Source organism: Bacillus sp. AFS017336, assembly GCF_002555445.1.
Taxonomy (GTDB): domain Bacteria; phylum Bacillota; class Bacilli; order Bacillales; family Bacillaceae_G; genus Gottfriedia.
The window spans coordinates 26,038-44,489 of the sequence record NZ_NUCO01000014.1 but is presented as its reverse complement, the minus strand read 5'-3'; the positions used below and the strand labels follow the sequence as shown (position 1 = coordinate 44,489).

Genomic DNA, 18,452 nt, shown 5'->3' with positions numbered 1-18,452 from the left:
CTAAAAAACAGAAAAGGGAGAGTTATTATGTCACAGATTATCGATTTACAAAGTTTAGCAGATGGAGCTGTAGCTGAACGAATCAACCTGGAGTTAAAGAAAGTACTTCAAAATTTAGCTGATCCAAATACTGATGCTAAAAAAGCTAGAAAAATTAATTTAGCTATCACTTTAAAAGGTAATGAAAAGCGTGATGTTGCTTCAGTAAGTATTGTTGCAAAAACAACTCTAGCTCCAGCAAAAGATATTGAAACTCAAATTATTCTTGGTTACGACAACGATGGATCTATCACAGGCGCGGAATTAAAAAGTGGTATTAAAGGTCAAACGTATGTAGATGACAATGGTGAAATTCTAGACGACAACGGAAATAAAATCGTCAGCTTTAAATAATAAAAAAACTCAAAAATAGAATGGAGAATGAAAAATGATTAAAGAAGCGATCCAATACATTGTTAGTTTAGGAAATACTCGTTTAGAAAATATTAATGGCCAATCATATTCAACTCAACAAATGTTTCTTTCTAAAGAACCAACACCAGCTGAATTAGAAGTACGCTCATTATCTGGACTAGTTGAATACCTAAAGTCACATTTTGATGGTGATGAAAAAGTCATGGTTCAAGTAATTAATCCTGTTAAAGTTCAAGCGTTCAGCACATTTAATAATGATTTCAATCGAAAAGAATTCATTAATGCAGTAGCGATGTTACCGCAATTCACATTCGACCGATTCCATGATACAGAAGATTTTAATATCAAATTGCAATCAGCATTCGTACAAAACGAAGATCGTGACATCATGTTAAAAGTTGTTGGAAATATCAAAGAAGAAGCTGTAAATACAATCGGTGATGATGGGGTAAGTCAATCAGTAGTAGCTAAAACAGGCGTTGCTACAGTATCACAAGTCAAAGTACCTAATCCTGTTCAACTAGCTCCATATCGTACTTTTGTTGAAGTAGAGCAACCAACAAGTGATTTTATCTTCCGAATGAAGAATGGTCCACAGGCAGCACTATTCGAAGCAGATGGTGGAGCTTGGAAATTAGAAGCGATGAAGAATATTCAAGCTTACTTAGTAGATCAGTTGAAAGATGAAATTGAAGCTGGACGTATTGTAGTAATTGCTTAATTAAATGGCTAGGGGCTCTAATGAGTCTCTAGCTTGAAAATATCGGAGGAACATATGATAGGTTGGATTTCACTTCATAGGAAGGTCAGAGATCATTGGTTATTCGAAGAAAAGCGCTCATTCTCCAGGTTTGAAGCTTGGGTTGACCTTCTTATGGAGGTTAACCACCAAGACAATAAAGTCCTATTAGGGAACGAATTAATTGATGTTAAAAGAGGTCAAAAAATCACTTCAATGGACCAATTAGCTAAGCGTTGGGGATGGGGTAAAACGAAAACATACAAGTTTGTGAAATTATTAGAATCGGAACAAATGATAACGATAAAAACGAACACCAAAAGAACGGTTATAACCATTGTTAATTATGACTTTTATCAAGTTTCAGAAACACAAAAGAGAACGCCGAGAGAACACCAAGAGAATGCTAAGAGAACGCCACCGGACACAAACAATAATGTTAATAATGTTAATAACGTAAATAATGATTATAATAATGCAATTTCAAACAATGATGATGTTTTTGATTTTTATCAGAACAACTTCGGAGTCATTAGTAGTCATACAAGCGAAGAATTACTTTATTGGATTGAAGACTTGAATGAGGAATTAGTTCTCGAGGCATTGAAAAGAACGAATGATCAAAAGAAACAATGGAGTTATGCAAAAGCAATACTATCAAACTGGTTAAATAACAATATTAAATCCATTGATGATGTTTATGCTGCTGATACTGAATTCCAAAATAGGAAATCTAATAGGCAAGGATCAACTAGACGAATTATTGAAAATAAAGAGGATGAGGAGTTAGGTTGGTAATGCAAAAAGTAGATATTGATGCGGTTATGGAGATTTGCTTTAGAAACAGTGGCGCTAAATATATCGACAAATATTGTGACGAGCATAAAAAACAATGGATTCAATTTAAAGATGGACGAGCTAATTGTCCAAAGTGCTTTTGTAACTCTGGTGGACAGGCATTCCAACAAGAAATAAATCAGAAGATTCAAAAAGAACGAGAATCAAATGTTAGTTTGAATCTTGAAAGATATTCAATAATTTCTAATCAAAAGATTGATAATAGTTCTCTAGAAAACTATAAGACTATTTGCGAAGAAACAACTTTAGCAAAGCAAAAAGCTAAACAATGTGCTAAATGGTATAAATTCGGGAACAACTTCAATGTCGTTATAACAGGAAATACAGGTGTAGGGAAAAGTCACCTAGCTTACGCAATTGCTAAAGAGGTAAGTGAGAAAAGAAGATCTTTATTTATCAGTGTTCCTAAAATGGTTAGTTTGATTTTAGATTCGTTTAATAACAAGGAATCAAAATATACTCAGGAATATTTTTTGAAGCTGATGGAAGATGCAGACATTTTAGTCATTGATGATCTTGGAGCTGAAGTTGGGCGAGTTGATACGGAGAAAGTAGCAAGTGATTTCATTAGTAAGCTGCTATTCAATGTCTATGAATCAAGGCAAGGTAAGTCGACGATTACGACAAGTAATCTTAGAGGAGAACGAGCCAAACAACTCTATGATGAGCGAATGATTTCTAGATTGAATGCAGATGTAACGAAAGAAACGATCATTACGTTTAAGACTGCTAAGGACATGAGATGAATTTAATGATTAAGTCTAAAAGTTTAAACTTATGGACATAAAAAAGGGTGCTCCTGAATGATAGGACAATCAGGAGCAGGAGGTTCTTTGAGTGCCCATTTGACAAGGCTTGGTTTAATTATATACCGGTAGATTTATAAATATACCTAATTTTTCGGAGGAATTCATGAAAAAGAAAGGTTGGAACGATTTATTTCAAAAAAATTATATGGAACAGGATGAGCAAGAAGTTGTTCGACCTGGTATCTGTGCAAATTGTGGACATGGATCTTTTAAATTAAAAATTGTTAAACACCGATTGCTTAGAGGATGTAAAAAATGTGGTGAAGTTATAGATCCGGACAATATGAAAGTACTTAGTAAGGGGATGGAACACTCCAATGAAAAAGAGTAACTTAAAATCTTTCAAAGACCTCAAACAGAAATAGCTTTACTCATTATGGATCAAGAGATAAAAGGCAGGATTAAACCGAGAAAAATTGGATTGGGTTAATAAATGATCGAACTTAGAAAGGGGAAAACTCAATGATTATTAGTACAACAACTGAAATTGTCGCAAATTGTTTATCTCGTTCAGAAGGATTTGCAGTAAAAGAATTTTTCAACACTATAAAGGGTGAAGAAAAAGGCAAAATTTGCATTAAAACATTATCAGCTACCAATTCAATAACAGTAGCTGCGCTTAGAAAATTAGAGATAGTTGGAATTCTTAAGACTCGTAGTTTAGGAACTAAAGGTACACGATATGAAATTCTAAATATGGTTGCACTACAGGATGTTGTAAGGAATTTGAAAATATGAGTAAGTACTGTGCCAAGAAAGTCGTTATCGATAATATAAAATTCGCTTCAAAAATCGAAGGGGATTATTATTTACACCTTAAACAGCTGCAAGAAGAGTGCAAGATCCTATCATATATCATTCAACCAAAGTATGAATTACAACCTAAATTCGAAAAGAACGGTAAGAAATATCAAGCAATTAATTATATCGCAGATTTTGAAGTTACAAACATTGATGGAAGTGTCGAGGTAATCGACATTAAGGGAATGATTCTAGAAGCCTTCAAGATTAAACAAAAACTTTTTGAGTACAAATATCCAGATTACACAATCAAACTTTTAACATATACCAAGAAGTTCGGATGGGAAACACTTGATGAAGCAACCAAAAGACGCAAGGAGGCTAAAAAGTGTTTAAAAGGCTCATAGAGAAGTTTTTTAATAAGGTAATAGGAATATACCTGAAAGACCAAAACGAATCGATATCTGTAGAAATTCCCAAGGATTACGAAGAGATTTTTAATGGAGAGCCACAACTAGGGAATGAAAGTAAGTATTTCTATAAAAGGAAGTGAATTCGATGGAAACATGTCTTTATCCAGGCTGTGGCTACAAAGCTGATTTTATATCAAAAATTCATTGTCGTATCAATCATGCGATGGAACGTGAAGAGATTGAAAAGAAATATAGTAATCCAACAGATAATAAGAATCGCGCAAAAATGAGTTTGCTTAAATGGTTACCAACCCAAGAACAAATTGATCGTGCTGCGAAATATGGAATTAGTGTTGAAAACCTTCGTAATCGAGGGAGTTTAGGTTGGGATCCAGAGAAAGCCATTACTACTCCTCTACATTCATTTAAAGAATGTGGTCAGAACGGTGCTAAAAAATCTGATTTCAGACACAAATGGAGGGATAAGAAGTGAAAAGACAATTCAAGCCTAATAACAGGGTTAAACACTTTGAAAATAAAGCTAAAAGGTATTTAGCAATCGGCAAATGGCATGAGCAAATGCATCGTAACGCTAGAGAACATGCTGTTATGTTGCAAGAACGACTTGATAACAAAACTAATGATCATACTGCTCTTTACAGTCAGTTTATGGGGTTAAGAAATGAATACTTTGAACAAAACGATGAGTTGCGTAATGCCAAACAAGAGATTCTTCACTATCAACAGAGAATTGAGGAGCAAATGATTCGTTTTAATAAAAACGAAAATGCTTTAATCATAGAATTGTCGGAACAGGATAAGTTAATTTCTGAATTAAGAAGTGAACGTAATCATTCATTAATGGTTTTAGCTGGTGTTATTGCCACATTTACGTTCGTAGCATTTTGGTGAGTGGGATTTACACTAGTTTTTGGCTTTAATTTGTGTGTAAAGATCCATCAGTAAGGGAGAAAAATAAAGAATTAAACCTAAAATCACTAATAAAACATTTTTTTCAAGATGGCCCAGCGCAATACAAAAAAATCCAACTAGAAAAGAAAAAAAAGATATATATACTTTCATCGTTAACCACCTAGCATTAGAAAAATAAAACGGGCCAATCATTCTGCCTGGATTTGTAGAGAAAGGGGAAAGTCTGGCCCGCATAGTCCGTAAGGTCCGATGGATTTTTAGGGAAACTTCAGAACTTATGAACTTATTTAGAGTATTTGTAAATATTGGGATATTTATACATTGGAGGAAACGGAATGATTATCATAACTGAAAACCCAATCTATCAAATTACTAAATTACTTCATGGTGAAGATGATGGAAGTATTTAGAGGGTGTTTATATATGTCACTTGTTGCTATTCCATTTTGGCTTATCGTTTTGTGGCTTATTTTTAAATAAAAAGAGAGAAGCTTTTGGGAAAAGGCTTCTCTAATGAATAATAGGTGATATTTGGCAAAGAAGATATTTGCTTAGTACATGTTATGTAAAAAAATGGAAAATGTGTCGACAAATATAGAGGAGTAAATAAAATGAAAAAAGGTAAACGTCCAACAAAGAGACAAGCTATTTTAATAAGATCATTTGGGTTAAAGCATGAGAATTGGCTAATAGTTAAAAACTTGCCAGATGAATTGCATATTGCACATCGGGAGACTGGTAGCAAAAAGGTTTTACCTAATTATTAAAAATTAAGAATGAAAAGGTAGGTGATTGTTCTTTGTATGAATGGTTAAAAGATTATCAAAGATTAGAAGAAGAAATATCCTATTTAGAATTTAACTTAGAACAATCAGAGAGAGAATTAAAACGGTGGGTTTTTGGTGATTTATCAGATGTAAAGTTACAAGCAGAGTCAGATGGAGCAAAATTAGAAGATCGTATTGAATGGATAAAAAATAAACTTACTGAGAGAATTGAACAAAAAGAACAGTTAGTGATACTTGTAAGTACATTTAAAGGACTAGATCATAAAGTTCTTAGGTTGAAATACATTGATGGATGTACTTTAGAAGAAATCGCTGAACAACTTAACTATAGTTCAAGTCATATTAAAAAAAAGCATGCTGAACTGGTGAGGACTATTAAATTTGCTGAAGAATACACAGCATATAAGGTATTAAAAACTATTGAAACAAGAGGATAGCTAAGTCGCTATCCTTATCTGTGATCAATAAATTAATTTGATTTTAATACCTTTTGGATTTTCACTATAATTAAAAGTATTAAAGGAATGATAATTTGAAGTGGTACATGTAATAATTTTGGAATTAACTCAAACCCCACCTCAATATGTTCTAAATAGTTTCCAGCCATCCATGCTGATAACAAAATAACTATTATACTCATTGGATAAATTAGTTCTTCGGATTTTTTTACATTAAATAAATCTGCGGCACCAGAAAGTGCACAATAAAAATAGACAGTCATTTTAATAAATGCTCCAAAAACCATTAGCATAATAATTAGGGTGTCTAATCTTTGTAAAAAGTCACCGACATTTACAAAACTAATTGAAGTAAGAATTGGATAAGTAGTTCGGTCTAATAATGAAACTCCTAATACTGCTATATTAATTATTGAAAATATTATTAATATTAACCCCGAGAATAATACTCCTGAAATCCCAATCTTTACTATTTTTTTTTTATTTTCTACTAAAGGTAAAATCATAGTAAAAGTTATTAGTTCACCGAAAGGAAAAGTTATAGTAGTGGGAAAGACTGATTTAATAATCGGTTCTAATCCATTTTCTAATACTGGTCGTAAGTTATTGAAATCTAATAAATTTGAAATTACTACAATTCCAATTAAAAAAATAATCATTAAAATAATTAACAAGAAAATGAATTCATTTGCACGTGCGAAAGATTCAAATCCTTTATATAAACAATACATAACTAATATCATCATTATAATTCCTATCGATATTAAAGACGAAGAACCATATGTGCTAATAACCATTAATTCTTCGAAATCACGTAAATCTCTTGCGGCAATGTAAATGAAATAAACAATATAAATTAATGCTAGTAATTTACCTATAAATTTACCTAATATAAGTTGTATGTATTTAGTGAATATAATGTTTGGATAAAATTCACATAATTTTATATAAACATAAAATAATAAACAACCAAAGATAAGACTTATGCATATACTTATCCAAGCATCTTGTTTTGCAGTATGTGCAATACCAACAATCGCAGTTGTTCCTACTTCAAACAAAAAAATCATACAAAATAATTGAAACCCACTAATACATAATTTTCGATTCATTGATTTACCCCAAGGCCTATATTTAATCTAATGTTAAATAAAGTCCCCAATTTTTACCAATATATGCAATATAAATAAGATAGGTATGCTTTAGGTTCACTCATACAATGAATTTATACTATATACAAAACCGGTTATTCTAATAACATAGAAATCTATCTAAAGGGCGGCTCAATCGAGCTGCTTTTTTATTCTTCTTATTCTTTGTAAACTAGATCTGTTAGTGAGGTTCCCCAATCCTCCATTATTTTGGTGGGTCTAGTTTAGAGGGAATAAAACTTCTTTTGTCGAATAACAGGACAAAAGGAGGTGATAATTATGTTTTTTGACGTATACTTTAAAAGTGTAAATGGGCAAGAGATAAGAATCGAAAAAATTGAGAGAGAATCAATGGATGAACTTTCAACCGAGATAACATACAGTAATACAAGCTGGTTTGGAAATGAATCCAAAAAAGTTAACTTAAATAATGTTATCGAGTTTAGACTTATTGAAGTTGACAAAGATGGTTTTGCGATTGATAGACCTGGATTTGATATAGTGTAATTTCAGAACCGACATAAATTATGTATATGATATTCATTTCTAGTTTACATAATAGTTGTTTTAGGAAGTTATAAAGTTTGGACACCCTTGATACGTAAGGGTTCTTGCCGTAAGAATATTTCTTGTTTATTCATGTTTTTATACAATGTTGATAAATCAAGGATTTTTGAGGCTTGGATTAAATACCAAGTCTCTTTATTTTGCATGAAAACTTGAATAAATAAACCATTTGGAGGTGAGGTGTAATGAGTGGCTAGAGAGAAGAATCCCAACAGAGAGAAGGCTTTTAATATTTTTCGAAGTCATAATGGAAACATTACAAATCGCGAAATTGCTAAGCAAATTGGTGAAGATGAAAAGAAAGTAGCAGTGTGGAAACAACGAGATAAATGGAATGTTGTACAACAAACAGAAAATAATGTTGTACAACAAACTAAAAGACCTAGAGGTGCACCTAAAGGTAGTAAGAACGCTTTAGGGAATAAGGGTGGTCATGGTGGGCCAGTCGGAAACAATAAAGCTGTTAAACATGGATTTTTTGCTAAGTATCTTCCAAAAGAATCGTTAGATATCATCGAAGAGCTTCAAGAACTCAGTCCTTTAGACATTCTTTGGCAACAAATTAATATTCAATACGCAGCTATCATAAGAGCTCAAAGAATAATGTTTGTAAAAGATCAAGCTGATATGACCAAAGAACTTAAGAAGACCAAGGTAACTGACACTACTTCTGAAGAAGAATATGAAATTCAATTTGCTTGGGATAAACATGCTAACTTCCTTCAAGCACAGTCGAGGGCAATCGGAGAATTACGAAGCCTAATAAGACAATTCGATGATATGGCAAATATCGATGATGAGAGAAAATTAAAACTTGAACAAATGCGAGTTAGTATCTCTAAAACAAAACTAGAGACTAAATTGCTTGATCCAGAAGATAATGACTCTAACGATGATGTTATCGATAATTTCAATGAAGCTACAAAACCTAGTGCTGAAGCGATGAAGGATGTATTTGGTGATGAAAATGAGGATTAAAAAGAGACGGGAAAAAGCGTTTAAATTTAAATCATTTTCAAAAAAACAATTAAAGCTTCTTTGGTTTTGGAGAGACGGTTCACCGTATGAAGATATGGACATGGTTATCGCCGATGGAGCAATACGATCTGGCAAAACGATATCTATGATATGTAGCTTTCTACAGTGGTCACAATCTACTTATAAAGGCGAATCCTTCATTGTTGCAGGTAAAAGTATAGGTTCATTAAAACGTAACGTTATTAAACCGATGATGCAGATACTACAAGCCTGGGGGTGGAATTATCAATACAACCGTTCAGAAAATTATATTGTTATTGGTTCTAACACTTACTACCTTTTCGGAGCCAACACAGAAGCCTCCCAAGATACACTTCAAGGATTAACAGCAGCTGGAGCATTTGGGGATGAGATAGCACTGTTTCCTAAATCGTTCACTGATCAAATGATTGGTCGTTGTTCAGTTGACGGTGCGAAAGTGTTTATGAACTGTAACCCAAAAGGACCACACCATTACTTCAAAACAGAATTTATAGACAAGGCAAAGGAAAAGAAGATCCTTTACCTAAAATTTACGATGGACGATAACCTATCATTAGCTGAATCAGTTAAAGAACGATTTAGACGAATGTTTAGTGGAGTGTTCTTCCAACGCTATATTTTAGGTTTATGGGTTAATGCAGAAGGTCTTATTTATGATATGTTTCTTGATAAAAAGCATGTGGTCAAAACAATCGATAGAGAATATGAACAGTATTATGTTAGCTGTGACTATGGTACTCAGAATCCATTTGCATTAGGCTTATGGGGGCTTCATAAGGGCGTATGGTATAAAACCAAAGAATACCATTATGATGGCCGAAAAAAGGCTATTCAAAAGACTGATAACGAGTATTTAGATGCTTTAAATGAGTTTGTTACGGTTGATGATAAAATGCTAGCAAATACAATTATTATAGATCCTTCGGCTTCTTCATTCATTGCACTGTTAAAGAAGCATGTTTGGAGAGTTAAGAAAGCAAATAACGACGTACTTGAAGGTATACGTAATGTGGCTAGTGCTTTAAACGAGGAATCAATTAAATACAATGATTGCTGCAAAGAAACATTCAAAGAGTTTTCTTCATACATTTGGGATGAGAAAGCACTTGAACGAGGCGAGGATAAACCTAAGAAAGAACATGACCATCAAATGGATAGTGATCGTTACTTTGTTAATACAGTCCTTAAGAAACCGAAAAATTTCCAACCATGGTAGGAGGTGTGACTTTGTTTTATCCTGAAACCCCAACATTAACAGAAGAGTATATAAAGATTATTACCGAGAATAGCCCTAAGACAACTGAAGTAATCAAGGAGCTAATCAATCAACATAATCCACAGGATATGCTTGATGGTATTAAGTATTATGAGTCTGAAAACGACATCTTATTACGAAAACAATATTACTATGACATGAATAAGAAAAAAGTAGTAGACGATACAAAAACAAACAATCGAATACCGCATAATTACCATAAGATTCTTGTGGATCAGAAGGTAGGCTACCTAACTGGTAATCCTGTTGCAATGAAATCGAAACACGAAGCATTTACCAAGGAGCTTAATCAAATCTTTTCAGAGGAATTTGATGATGTTTTACCAGAGTTGGTAAAGGGTGCTAGTAACAAAGGCAGAGAATGGTTACAACCTTTTATTAATGAGGATGGCGACTTTGATTATATGATTATCCCAGCTGAGCAAGTAATCGCGCTCTATAATCCCAAAGATAAAAGGAAACTAGATTCGATTATTAGATATTACTATTTAGCTGATGGTAAAACTAAAAAGATTGAAGTATGGGACGATCAAGAAGTAACTTATTATGAGGAAATAGATGGAATTGTCTATTTAGATGTCACGGTCGAAGAAAATCCAGCTTCTCACTTTTATTTTAATAAGGTTGGCTATGGTTGGGGCAAGGTTCCATTTATTGAATTTGCTAACAATGATGAAAGAATTAGTGACTTGAAAACATATAAAAGAATAGTTGATGCATACGATTTAACTGTTTCAGATACCCAGAATAACATTGAGGACATTCAATCGCTTATCACCGTATTAAAAGGATACGATGGAGAGAATCTTCAAGAGTTCATGGACAATCTTAGATACTTTAAATCAATAAAGGTAGATGCTGAAGGCGGAGTAGATTCTTTAAAACAAGAGACTCCTATTGCAACCGTAACTGCTCAACTTGATCGCTTCGAAGAGAATATCTTTTTATTTGGCCAAGGTGTTAATCCAAATAAAGAGAATCAGGGCGGGGATAAAACAGGTGTGGCCCTTAAATTCTTATATGCCCTTTTGGACCTTAAAAGCGATGTCTTAGAAAGGAAATTTAAAAGGTCATTAAGACTATTAATGTGGTTTGCTTGTAGCTATCTAAAGTTAACAAATAAGGGCTCATTTGATTATAAAGACGTGACATTTACATTCAACCGTTCAATGATCTTTAATGAAGCTGAACAAGTTGAAATGTTTACTAATTCGGCTGAACTATCTATGGAAACAAGGTTAGCTCATCATCCATGGGTTGAAGATGTTCAACAGGAGATAAAAAGAATTGAAAGTGATCAGGAAAAAGAAATCGAAATCCCATATAGCAATTCGAAGATAGACACTAATAAAACGAATGGAGGTAAGACAAGTGAGTAATAACACGGTAACTCAAGAACAAGTTGACAAAATTTTAGAGGAGTCAACTATTGAATATCAGCAGTTTGGAAATAAAACGTTAGTTGGAGTTTGCACACTTCCAAATGGATTTATACTGGTCGAAGATGCATCATGTGTAGATCCTGCTAATTTCTGTAAGACAATAGGTAAAGAAATTATCTTGGAACGTTTTACAAATAAGATTTGGGAATTAGAGGGTTATAAACTTCAAGATTTTGTTTATCAAACTCATAAAGCTATAAGCGAATCTAAATAAAGCACACTCTCCTTTCACGAGATGATGTGCTTTTTATATACTCAAAAATCCACGTGGACACGACCACGTTAAACAGTGTAGGAGGACGCAAGATGGAATGGTTAAAAGCCTTATTAACAAAAAATAACGTAGGTGAGGAAGTCGTTACCTCTATTTTAGAAGCAACAAAAGATACACAATATGTTCCTAAATCTCGTCTTGATGATGAAATCAATAAGAAAAAAGATTTAGAAACAGAAATCGTTAATAGAGATAAGCAAATCAAAGACTTATCTAAACTTAGTAATGATAACGAAGCGCTAACTAAAAAACTAGCAGACTTAGAGACGTCTAATTCTGACTGGAAGAATAAGTATGATGTGCTTCAATTAGATACAGCTATTAAGCTATCAATTACAGATGCGCATAACTTAGAAACAGTCCTTAAGCTTTTACCTAGGGAAGGGTTGGAGCTCCAAGAAGGTAAAGTAAAAGGATTGGATGATGTATTAACAAAAATGAAGACTGATCATGCGTATCTGTTTAAAGCAGAGGATACAAACAACCCTAATTTAACTGGGTTCAAACCAAACAATCCTCCTGGAAAGAATAACAGCTCTAACACTAACCCGTGGGCTAAAGAGTCATTTAATTTAACAGAGCAAGGTCGAATCATGAATGAAAACCCTGAGTTAGCAAATCAATTAATGGCGCAAGCAAAATAATTAATGAAATTGGAGAGTGAAAACAAATGGCTTTTACTAAAATTAGTGATGTAATTGTACCTCAAGTCTTTAATCCTTATGTTCTTAATCGAACAACTGAGCTATCAGAAATTTATCAATCGGGAATTGTTCAACGCGAACAACAATTTGATGACTTAGCAGCATCAAGTGCACGAACAATCAATATGCCGTACTGGAATGATTTAAGTGGTGCTTCTGAATCTTTAAGTGATTCTGGTGCACTTACTCCAGATAAAATTACTGCAGGTCAAGATATTGCTGTTATCTTACGTCGTGGTAAAGCTTGGAGCTCAAACGATTTAGCAGCAAACTTAGCAGGTAGCGATCCAATGAAAGCGATTGGGGATTTAGTTGCTGGTTTCTGGGCACGAGATATGCAAAAAACAGTTTTATCTCTTTTAAAAGGTATTTTTGCTTCTGCATCAATGTCAAATAACGTTTCTGATATTTCAGCTTTAACTGGTGGAGCTGAGAAAATTGGCGGGTCTTCTTTCATTGACGCTTCATATCGTTTAGGAGATGCGCAGTCGACCCTATCAGCTGTAGTAATGCATTCAGCAGTAGTGGCTGCATTAGCAAAACAAAATTTAATTCAGTACCTTAAACCATCTGAAGGATCTCCAGAAGTTCCTTACTACTTAGGTAAACGAGTAATCGTTGACGATTCTACTCCTAACAGTTCAGGAGTATACACAACTTATTTATTCGGACAAGGAGCAGTTGCATTAGGTTTCGGTAGTCCAGTAGGATTTGTTGAGACTGAAACAGATCGTGACTCATTGGCAGGTAACGATTACTTAATCAACCGTAAAACAATGATTTTACATCCACGTGGAGTAGCGTTCCAATCTGCTTCAGTGGGAGGTGCAGCTCCGACAAACACTGAGTTAGAGACTGCTACTAACTGGAATCGTGTATATGATCCTAAAAAGATTCGTGTCGTAAAATTCGTTCACAAAATCTAAACTGATTAAGAGAGTCTTCACGGGCTCTCTTTTTATTTTATAGGAGGTAATTTCCGTGAGTTTAACAGCATTTGAACGTTATCGAAGAGAGCAAGCTAAAGAAGAGAACAAACCTAAATTAGATACTTTGAAAGTGGCTGAATTAAAAGAATTGGCCAAGGAAAAGGAAATCGAAGGATATCAGGATATGAAAAAGGATGAACTCATTCAAGCTTTAAATGAGCTGTAACCATGAGAAGTGATAAGTATTGGCAACAACGTACTGAAGAACGATTAAATGAGTTATACACAGGTGTGGATAACTTTGAGAATGATTTAAGAGGACATTACACTACTGCATTAATGGAAATGCAGAAAGAAATTGCCTATTTCTTCTCAAAATACTCAATCGAAAATAACGTACCCTATAAAGAAGCTATTAAAATGCTTACTGGAGACGATTACAGGGTATGGAAAAGAGATATCACTGATTATCTTGGAGAAATCCAAAGCTTATTAGACAACAATAATGATAAGCAGGCCAATGATGTACTCAAGGATTTAAATGCTTTATCAATCCGTAGTCGTATAAATCGCCTAGATGGCATGATTGCGAAGATAAATGTAATCTTGGGTAAATTATCGTTGGAAGAAAAACAACGTACAGAAGCCCATTTAAAGATTTTATACAAAGAGTCATATCATAAGACGATGTTTGATTTATTCCAAGGCATAGAAGTAGGCGGAGCGTTTGCACCTGTCAATGATAAATTGATTAGAAGCACCTTAGATCATCCATGGAGTGGCGCTAATTTTTCTTCAAGGATATGGAACAATAGGGATAGATTGGTCCAGGTACTGAGAGAAGACTTAACTCAGAGTATGATTCAAGGTAAAGACCTTCGTAAGACATCAGCAGTCGTAGCAAAACGTATGGACGTTAGTGTTAAACAAGCAGCAGTGGTTGTTCAAACTGAATCAGCTTATATTATCGAAGAAGCTTCTGCTAAGGCTTATGAGAGCAGTGGAGTCATTGACCAGTACGAAATATTGGCTACGTTAGATAATCGAACTAGTCAAATCTGTCAAAAGCAAGATGGAAAAATCTACAATGTAACTGATAGAATGGTAGGTTCAAACTATCCCCCATTCCATCCTAGATGTAGAACAACCACTATTCCTGTTACTAGATGGCACGATGAAGATCGTACTCGTATTGCGAGGGACTTAAATGGTAAAACATACGAAGTACCAGCTAGTATGAAATACGAAGAATGGTACAACACTCATGTAAAGGAGTGAAGTAATGATATCTGAATTAGTTAAAATCTTATTAGGCGTTAGTGATAGCAGTAAGAACGCTATTATAAACTTCTATATCGAATCAGTAACTCAAAAGATATTAAACTATTGTAATATTACTGAGCTACCTGAAGAGCTCGAGTCAATTGTGGTTGAGAAAGTAGTAGCAATCATGAAAAACTTAATTGCATCTGAAGGAAATGGACCAGTTAAGAAAATTACAAGAGGAGATACTGTAATCGAATACGGTACAAGTAATAGCGATTCAAGCGGATCTGTTATCTTAGACGATGTAAAATCTCAATTAAATAAATTTAGGCGAGTGAAGTTCCAATGAATGAAATGGAAGCTCTTGAAAGTACTTACTGGGATAAATGCGATGTATGGAGAGATGTAGAAACGGTCGTAAACAATCGAGATTCGTTTGTTCCTCAACAACTCTATTCAAGTATTAAATGCGCATTGAGTAAGCCAGCCAATACAACAAGGCTTAACACTAATCAAACCGAAGAACAAAATCAAATCGATTATACATTTATTCTTTTTTTGAGTCCTAGTTACGATCTTAAAACGGGGGATGAAATTAGAGTAACTACTTCTATGAATCAACAATTCGAATTAATTGCAGGTGAGCCATTTAAATACCCGTCTCATCAAGTGGTAACTGTCCATCGTAAGGACGAAGCTTAATGGGAATGAAAGTATTCGGATTCGGTGAATTTAGAAGTAAACTTGAAAAGATTAATAGAGAATTGCCTCATGAATTAGACGTCTTTTTAAAAGAACTTGCAATGGATCTATTAGCAAGAACGAAAGAAAAGACTCCAGTCGGAGTGTATCCTCCAAGTAGTGGTCGTGTAGGCGGGACTTTACGAAGAGGTTGGCAAATATCTGATTTGAAACGAGTTGGTAGTAATGTCCAAATCGAAGTATCTAATCCTGTTGAATACGGAATCCACGTTGAATATGGCCATAGAACAAGAGGTGGTGGAGGATTCGTTGAAGGTAGATACATGTTAACAGTCAGTTTAAAAGAACTTGAAAGAGCAATGCCAGCTCGTGTACATGATTTATGGAGGAGGCTGGGCTTATAATGTTTGAAGCAATTTTAGACGCAATAATCAGCGTTTTAAGGCTGAACTTTCCTGCACACAAAATATATGATGAAAAGATTCAGCAGGGATTTAGTAAACCTGCTTTTTTTGTACGCATTTTACCAGTTGCAAATGAATTCACTGGTAGGTACAGAAGAGAGAAATCATTAATCATAGATATCACTTATTTTGGTGGGGATGATTCGAATTTAGAAAATTACAAGATGGCTGATGATTTAGGTGATCTGTTTCAATTAGTTAGAACGACTCAAGGTGTATTTATGCCAAGGAAACATCGATATCAAATTGTAGATGGAGATTTACATTTTATGTTTGATATAGATGTAGTCGAGATTCTAAAAGAAAAAGAAGGACCTGTCATCAAGGAAATCAACTTTAACAAGGAGGTCTAAGAATGCCATTACCAGAGGTTTATATTACATTTAGTCAATTAGCTTCAACGGCATTTAAGCGAAGCGAACGTGGCATATTAGCCGTTTTACTGAAAGACGCAGCAGGACAAGCAGGAGTCTATACTTTGTCAGATGCTTCTCAAATACCGTCGGGATTAAGCACAGCAAACAAAACTTACCTACAACAAGCATTTGTAGGAGGAGAAAATGCTCCTCTAAAATTATTAGTTCGGGTGGGAAATAGTGCTACAGAGTCCGATTGGTCTGCTTCATTAGCGTGGGCAGAAACAGTCAAATTCGATTACTTAGTAATCCCAACAGCAGTGTCTGGAGACTTAGCAACAATTAACACATGGGTTGCTACACAAAGAACAAACAACAAATTGATTCGCTTCGTATCTGCAAATAATGCTGCTGATAAGGAGTATATTTACAACTTTACTACAGCATCAATTACAATGAATGACTCAACAACACCATCAACAGCTTCATTCTGTGCACGTATGGCAGGTCTAATTGCTGGTACACCATTATCTAAATCGATTACTTATGTTCCATTACTAGATGTGAAAAGTGTAGAATCCCAAACTAAAACCCAAATGAACACAAGAATCGATAATGGAGAGATTATTCTTTTCCATGATGGTGAAAAGGTCAAAGTAGCAAGAGGAGTAACATCTCTAAAAACACTAACTCCTACAAAAGGTGCTAAGTTTCAAAAAGTTAAGATTGTAGAAACGTTAGATCTAATTGCAAATGATATTCGAAAAAACATAGAAGACAATTACATCGGTAAAGTAGCAAATGGCTATGAAAATAAGTTGCAGTTGGTTGTTGCTATCGGAAGTTATTTACAAGGGCTAGAAACAGAACTATTACTTTCTCCAGGTAAAAATACTGTTGAAATTGATTTGCAAGCACAAACAACTTATTTAACTGCACAAGGGATAGACACTTCATCTATGTCAGAACAAGAAATTAAAGAGTCGGAAACAGGAGATCAAGTCTTCATTAAGATGACGATTACAGTACTTGATGCAATGGAGACATTTAATCTAGCTGTAGCAATTTAATCAGGAGGTGATTTAGGTGGAAAAGATGATTTCTGAAAAAGCTATATCCGGTACATGGGGCGAAGCTTGGGTAGACGGTGAAAAGTTTGGCGAAGTTTACGGACTACAGGCAAATGGAGACATTGTCCTAGAAGACGTGCCAATGTGTGGAGTTGCAAGTGGAAAAGGTAAAAAGTTTACTGGAGTAGACTATAAAGGCTCTATTCGTTTTAACAAAGTAAATTCTAAATTGGTGAAGAAAATATCTGACGGGATTAAAGCTAGGAAAATTCCATACTTTACAATTGTATCCAAGTTAGCAGATCCTGCTGCATATGGAGCAGAACGAGTAGCTCTTTATAATTGTATATTTACAAGTATCCCGTTAGCGGACTGGGAAGCTAGTAAACTAGTACAATCTGAAATGCCTTTTGTATTTGAAGATCACTCATTTTTAGATGTCATTAAGGAAAGTAAATAACTAAGGGGGCGTATGCTCCCTTTTTAATATGGAGGAAATCATGAATATTACTGATATCTTATTATCTTTAGATAGTGACGATTTAAAGGTTCCGGAAACGAAAGTTCGTATTAAGCGACTTTCTGATGTTACTAACCAAGATGTACTTTTTACATTGCAAGCTATCAAACGAGAAAAATTATTCGAAATTACAGATATGTGTTCAGATGAGGACGGAACCGTAAACAACCAAGAATATCAACTTCAAGTAGTATTAAATGGTGTAGTAGACCCATCTCTAAAGGACCAAAAGTTGGTAGAGAAATTTAAATGCGTTACTCCATATGAAGTAGTTCTTAAGTTATTAACTGCAGGTGAAATCACTCAAATTTATGGAAAGATTCTTGAATTAAGCGGCATCCAAGATACGGCGGTGGAAGAAATTAAAAAAAAGTAAAAGAATGCGGTTACCATGAAATGATGTACTATTACTGGAAAACAAAAGGCATATTCCCTTCTGTGTTCAAACGAGTAAAAGATGGTGAATGGCAAATCATTCGAGCCTTTTATGAACTTGAAATCGAGGAGCGAAACCAATCGCTTAGTGGCGGAGCCTTTCCAGTTATTCCAGTATAGGAG

30 protein-coding genes are annotated in these 18,452 nt (G+C 34.3%); 28 read left to right on the top strand and 2 right to left on the bottom strand.

The features are described 5' to 3' along the window. The first annotated feature begins 27 nt into the window (after positions 1 to 27). The 9 genes from CN601_RS07020 (at position 28) to CN601_RS06980 (ending at position 4,886) form a co-directional block, all read left to right on the top strand. On the top strand, positions 28 to 393 hold the full coding sequence (locus CN601_RS07020) for a replication terminator protein (protein WP_257131637.1): 366 nt from the start codon (positions 28 to 30) through the stop codon (positions 391 to 393). Positions 394 to 427: 34 nt separating this feature from the next. Further along, the gene (locus tag CN601_RS07015) at positions 428 to 1,135 is read left to right on the top strand and encodes a hypothetical protein (RefSeq protein WP_098170604.1); all 708 of its coding nucleotides are present in this window, start codon (positions 428 to 430) and stop codon (positions 1,133 to 1,135) included. A gap of 54 nt (positions 1,136 to 1,189) precedes the next feature. Next, positions 1,190 to 1,951, top strand: a complete 762-nt coding sequence (locus CN601_RS07010; RefSeq protein WP_098170603.1) for a DnaD domain-containing protein — start codon at positions 1,190 to 1,192, stop codon at positions 1,949 to 1,951. Next, the gene (locus CN601_RS07005; protein ID WP_098170602.1) at positions 1,951 to 2,757 is read left to right on the top strand and encodes an ATP-binding protein; all 807 of its coding nucleotides are present in this window, start codon (positions 1,951 to 1,953) and stop codon (positions 2,755 to 2,757) included. Before CN601_RS07010 ends, CN601_RS07005 begins: the two co-directional genes overlap by 1 nt. A 166-nt stretch (positions 2,758 to 2,923) precedes the next feature. Next, positions 2,924 to 3,151 (top strand): DUF8096 family protein, encoded by a 228-nt coding sequence (locus CN601_RS07000; protein ID WP_098170601.1) that lies wholly within the window; start codon positions 2,924 to 2,926, stop codon positions 3,149 to 3,151. A 131-nt stretch (positions 3,152 to 3,282) separates the two neighbouring features. Further along, complete coding sequence (locus CN601_RS06995) at positions 3,283 to 3,558, top strand: hypothetical protein (RefSeq protein ID WP_098170600.1); 276 nt, start codon at positions 3,283 to 3,285, stop codon at positions 3,556 to 3,558. After that, entirely contained in the window at positions 3,555 to 3,968 is a 414-nt protein-coding gene (locus CN601_RS06990; RefSeq protein ID WP_098170599.1) for a DUF1064 domain-containing protein, read from the top strand. Before CN601_RS06995 ends, CN601_RS06990 begins: the two co-directional genes overlap by 4 nt. A gap of 151 nt (positions 3,969 to 4,119) precedes the next feature. Continuing rightward, entirely contained in the window at positions 4,120 to 4,467 is a 348-nt protein-coding gene (locus tag CN601_RS06985; RefSeq protein ID WP_098170598.1) for a hypothetical protein, read from the top strand. Further along, on the top strand, positions 4,464 to 4,886 hold the full coding sequence (locus CN601_RS06980) for a hypothetical protein (protein ID WP_098170597.1): 423 nt from the start codon (positions 4,464 to 4,466) through the stop codon (positions 4,884 to 4,886). Before CN601_RS06985 ends, CN601_RS06980 begins: the two co-directional genes overlap by 4 nt. 12 nt (positions 4,887 to 4,898) lie before the next feature. Here the strand turns inward: CN601_RS06980 and CN601_RS26885 are convergent, their stop codons facing one another. Continuing rightward, positions 4,899 to 5,057, bottom strand: a complete 159-nt coding sequence (locus tag CN601_RS26885; protein WP_179865473.1) for a hypothetical protein — start codon at positions 5,055 to 5,057, stop codon at positions 4,899 to 4,901. 461 nt (positions 5,058 to 5,518) lie between these two features. On the opposite strand from CN601_RS26885, the gene CN601_RS26880 reads away from it, so the two are divergent. Beyond that, a complete protein-coding gene (locus tag CN601_RS26880; protein WP_179865472.1) occupies positions 5,519 to 5,674 on the top strand; it encodes a DUF6906 family protein in 156 nt (51 codons plus the stop codon). A 32-nt stretch (positions 5,675 to 5,706) separates the two neighbouring features. Continuing rightward, the gene (locus CN601_RS06975) at positions 5,707 to 6,132 is read left to right on the top strand and encodes a sigma factor-like helix-turn-helix DNA-binding protein (protein WP_098170596.1); all 426 of its coding nucleotides are present in this window, start codon (positions 5,707 to 5,709) and stop codon (positions 6,130 to 6,132) included. A gap of 32 nt (positions 6,133 to 6,164) precedes the next feature. Here the strand turns inward: CN601_RS06975 and CN601_RS06970 are convergent, their stop codons facing one another. Further along, positions 6,165 to 7,265, bottom strand: a complete 1,101-nt coding sequence (locus CN601_RS06970) for a GerAB/ArcD/ProY family transporter (protein WP_098170595.1) — start codon at positions 7,263 to 7,265, stop codon at positions 6,165 to 6,167. A 318-nt stretch (positions 7,266 to 7,583) separates the two neighbouring features. Here CN601_RS06970 and CN601_RS06965 point away from each other — a divergent pair, with 318 nt between their 5' ends. The 17 genes from CN601_RS06965 to CN601_RS26875 all read left to right on the top strand — a co-directional run bounded on the left by CN601_RS06965 (position 7,584) and on the right by CN601_RS26875 (position 18,449). Beyond that, positions 7,584 to 7,811, top strand: a complete 228-nt coding sequence (locus CN601_RS06965) for a hypothetical protein (RefSeq protein ID WP_098170594.1) — start codon at positions 7,584 to 7,586, stop codon at positions 7,809 to 7,811. A 249-nt stretch (positions 7,812 to 8,060) separates the two neighbouring features. Next, positions 8,061 to 8,849 carry a phage terminase small subunit gene (gene terS, locus CN601_RS06960; RefSeq protein ID WP_098170593.1) on the top strand — a complete coding sequence of 263 codons (789 nt, stop codon included), beginning with the start codon at positions 8,061 to 8,063 and terminating at the stop codon, positions 8,847 to 8,849. Beyond that, positions 8,839 to 10,107, top strand: coding sequence for a PBSX family phage terminase large subunit (locus tag CN601_RS06955; RefSeq protein WP_098170619.1), 1,269 nt, complete (start codon positions 8,839 to 8,841; stop codon positions 10,105 to 10,107). The genes terS and CN601_RS06955 overlap by 11 nt, the downstream gene beginning before the upstream one ends. 11 nt (positions 10,108 to 10,118) lie before the next feature. Continuing rightward, entirely contained in the window at positions 10,119 to 11,546 is a 1,428-nt protein-coding gene (locus tag CN601_RS06950; RefSeq protein ID WP_179865471.1) for a phage portal protein, read from the top strand. Further along, positions 11,539 to 11,823, top strand: coding sequence for a Gp49 family protein (locus tag CN601_RS06945; protein ID WP_257131636.1), 285 nt, complete (start codon positions 11,539 to 11,541; stop codon positions 11,821 to 11,823). The genes CN601_RS06950 and CN601_RS06945 overlap by 8 nt, the downstream gene beginning before the upstream one ends. A gap of 92 nt (positions 11,824 to 11,915) precedes the next feature. Then, on the top strand, positions 11,916 to 12,527 hold the full coding sequence (locus CN601_RS06940; protein ID WP_098170590.1) for a phage scaffolding protein: 612 nt from the start codon (positions 11,916 to 11,918) through the stop codon (positions 12,525 to 12,527). A gap of 26 nt (positions 12,528 to 12,553) precedes the next feature. Next, positions 12,554 to 13,513, top strand: a complete 960-nt coding sequence (locus CN601_RS06935) for a major capsid protein (RefSeq protein ID WP_098170589.1) — start codon at positions 12,554 to 12,556, stop codon at positions 13,511 to 13,513. A 55-nt stretch (positions 13,514 to 13,568) separates the two neighbouring features. Continuing rightward, complete coding sequence (locus CN601_RS27995) at positions 13,569 to 13,742, top strand: Rho termination factor N-terminal domain-containing protein (protein WP_257131635.1); 174 nt, start codon at positions 13,569 to 13,571, stop codon at positions 13,740 to 13,742. Positions 13,743 to 13,744: 2 nt separating this feature from the next. Next, a complete protein-coding gene (locus CN601_RS06925) occupies positions 13,745 to 14,794 on the top strand; it encodes a minor capsid protein (RefSeq protein WP_098170587.1) in 1,050 nt (349 codons plus the stop codon). Positions 14,795 to 14,798: 4 nt separating this feature from the next. Next, positions 14,799 to 15,131, top strand: a complete 333-nt coding sequence (locus CN601_RS06920; RefSeq protein WP_098170586.1) for a phage head-tail connector protein — start codon at positions 14,799 to 14,801, stop codon at positions 15,129 to 15,131. After that, complete coding sequence (locus tag CN601_RS06915) at positions 15,128 to 15,484, top strand: ABC transporter ATP-binding protein (protein WP_098170585.1); 357 nt, start codon at positions 15,128 to 15,130, stop codon at positions 15,482 to 15,484. The genes CN601_RS06920 and CN601_RS06915 overlap by 4 nt, the downstream gene beginning before the upstream one ends. Further along, positions 15,484 to 15,888: an HK97 gp10 family phage protein gene (locus CN601_RS06910; protein ID WP_098170584.1), complete on the top strand. Its 405-nt coding sequence runs from the start codon at positions 15,484 to 15,486 to the stop codon at positions 15,886 to 15,888. Before CN601_RS06915 ends, CN601_RS06910 begins: the two co-directional genes overlap by 1 nt. Continuing rightward, positions 15,888 to 16,301: a phage tail terminator family protein gene (locus tag CN601_RS06905; RefSeq protein ID WP_098170583.1), complete on the top strand. Its 414-nt coding sequence runs from the start codon at positions 15,888 to 15,890 to the stop codon at positions 16,299 to 16,301. Before CN601_RS06910 ends, CN601_RS06905 begins: the two co-directional genes overlap by 1 nt. A 2-nt stretch (positions 16,302 to 16,303) precedes the next feature. Then, positions 16,304 to 17,374 carry a phage tail sheath subtilisin-like domain-containing protein gene (locus CN601_RS06900; protein WP_098170582.1) on the top strand — a complete coding sequence of 357 codons (1,071 nt, stop codon included), beginning with the start codon at positions 16,304 to 16,306 and terminating at the stop codon, positions 17,372 to 17,374. Between the two features lie 25 nt (positions 17,375 to 17,399). Beyond that, entirely contained in the window at positions 17,400 to 17,834 is a 435-nt protein-coding gene (locus CN601_RS06895) for a phage tail tube protein (RefSeq protein WP_257131639.1), read from the top strand. 40 nt (positions 17,835 to 17,874) lie between these two features. Continuing rightward, the gene (locus tag CN601_RS06890; RefSeq protein WP_179865470.1) at positions 17,875 to 18,270 is read left to right on the top strand and encodes a phage tail assembly chaperone; all 396 of its coding nucleotides are present in this window, start codon (positions 17,875 to 17,877) and stop codon (positions 18,268 to 18,270) included. Positions 18,271 to 18,290: 20 nt separating this feature from the next. Beyond that, entirely contained in the window at positions 18,291 to 18,449 is a 159-nt protein-coding gene (locus CN601_RS26875; RefSeq protein ID WP_179865466.1) for a hypothetical protein, read from the top strand. Positions 18,450 to 18,452 lie beyond the last annotated feature (3 nt).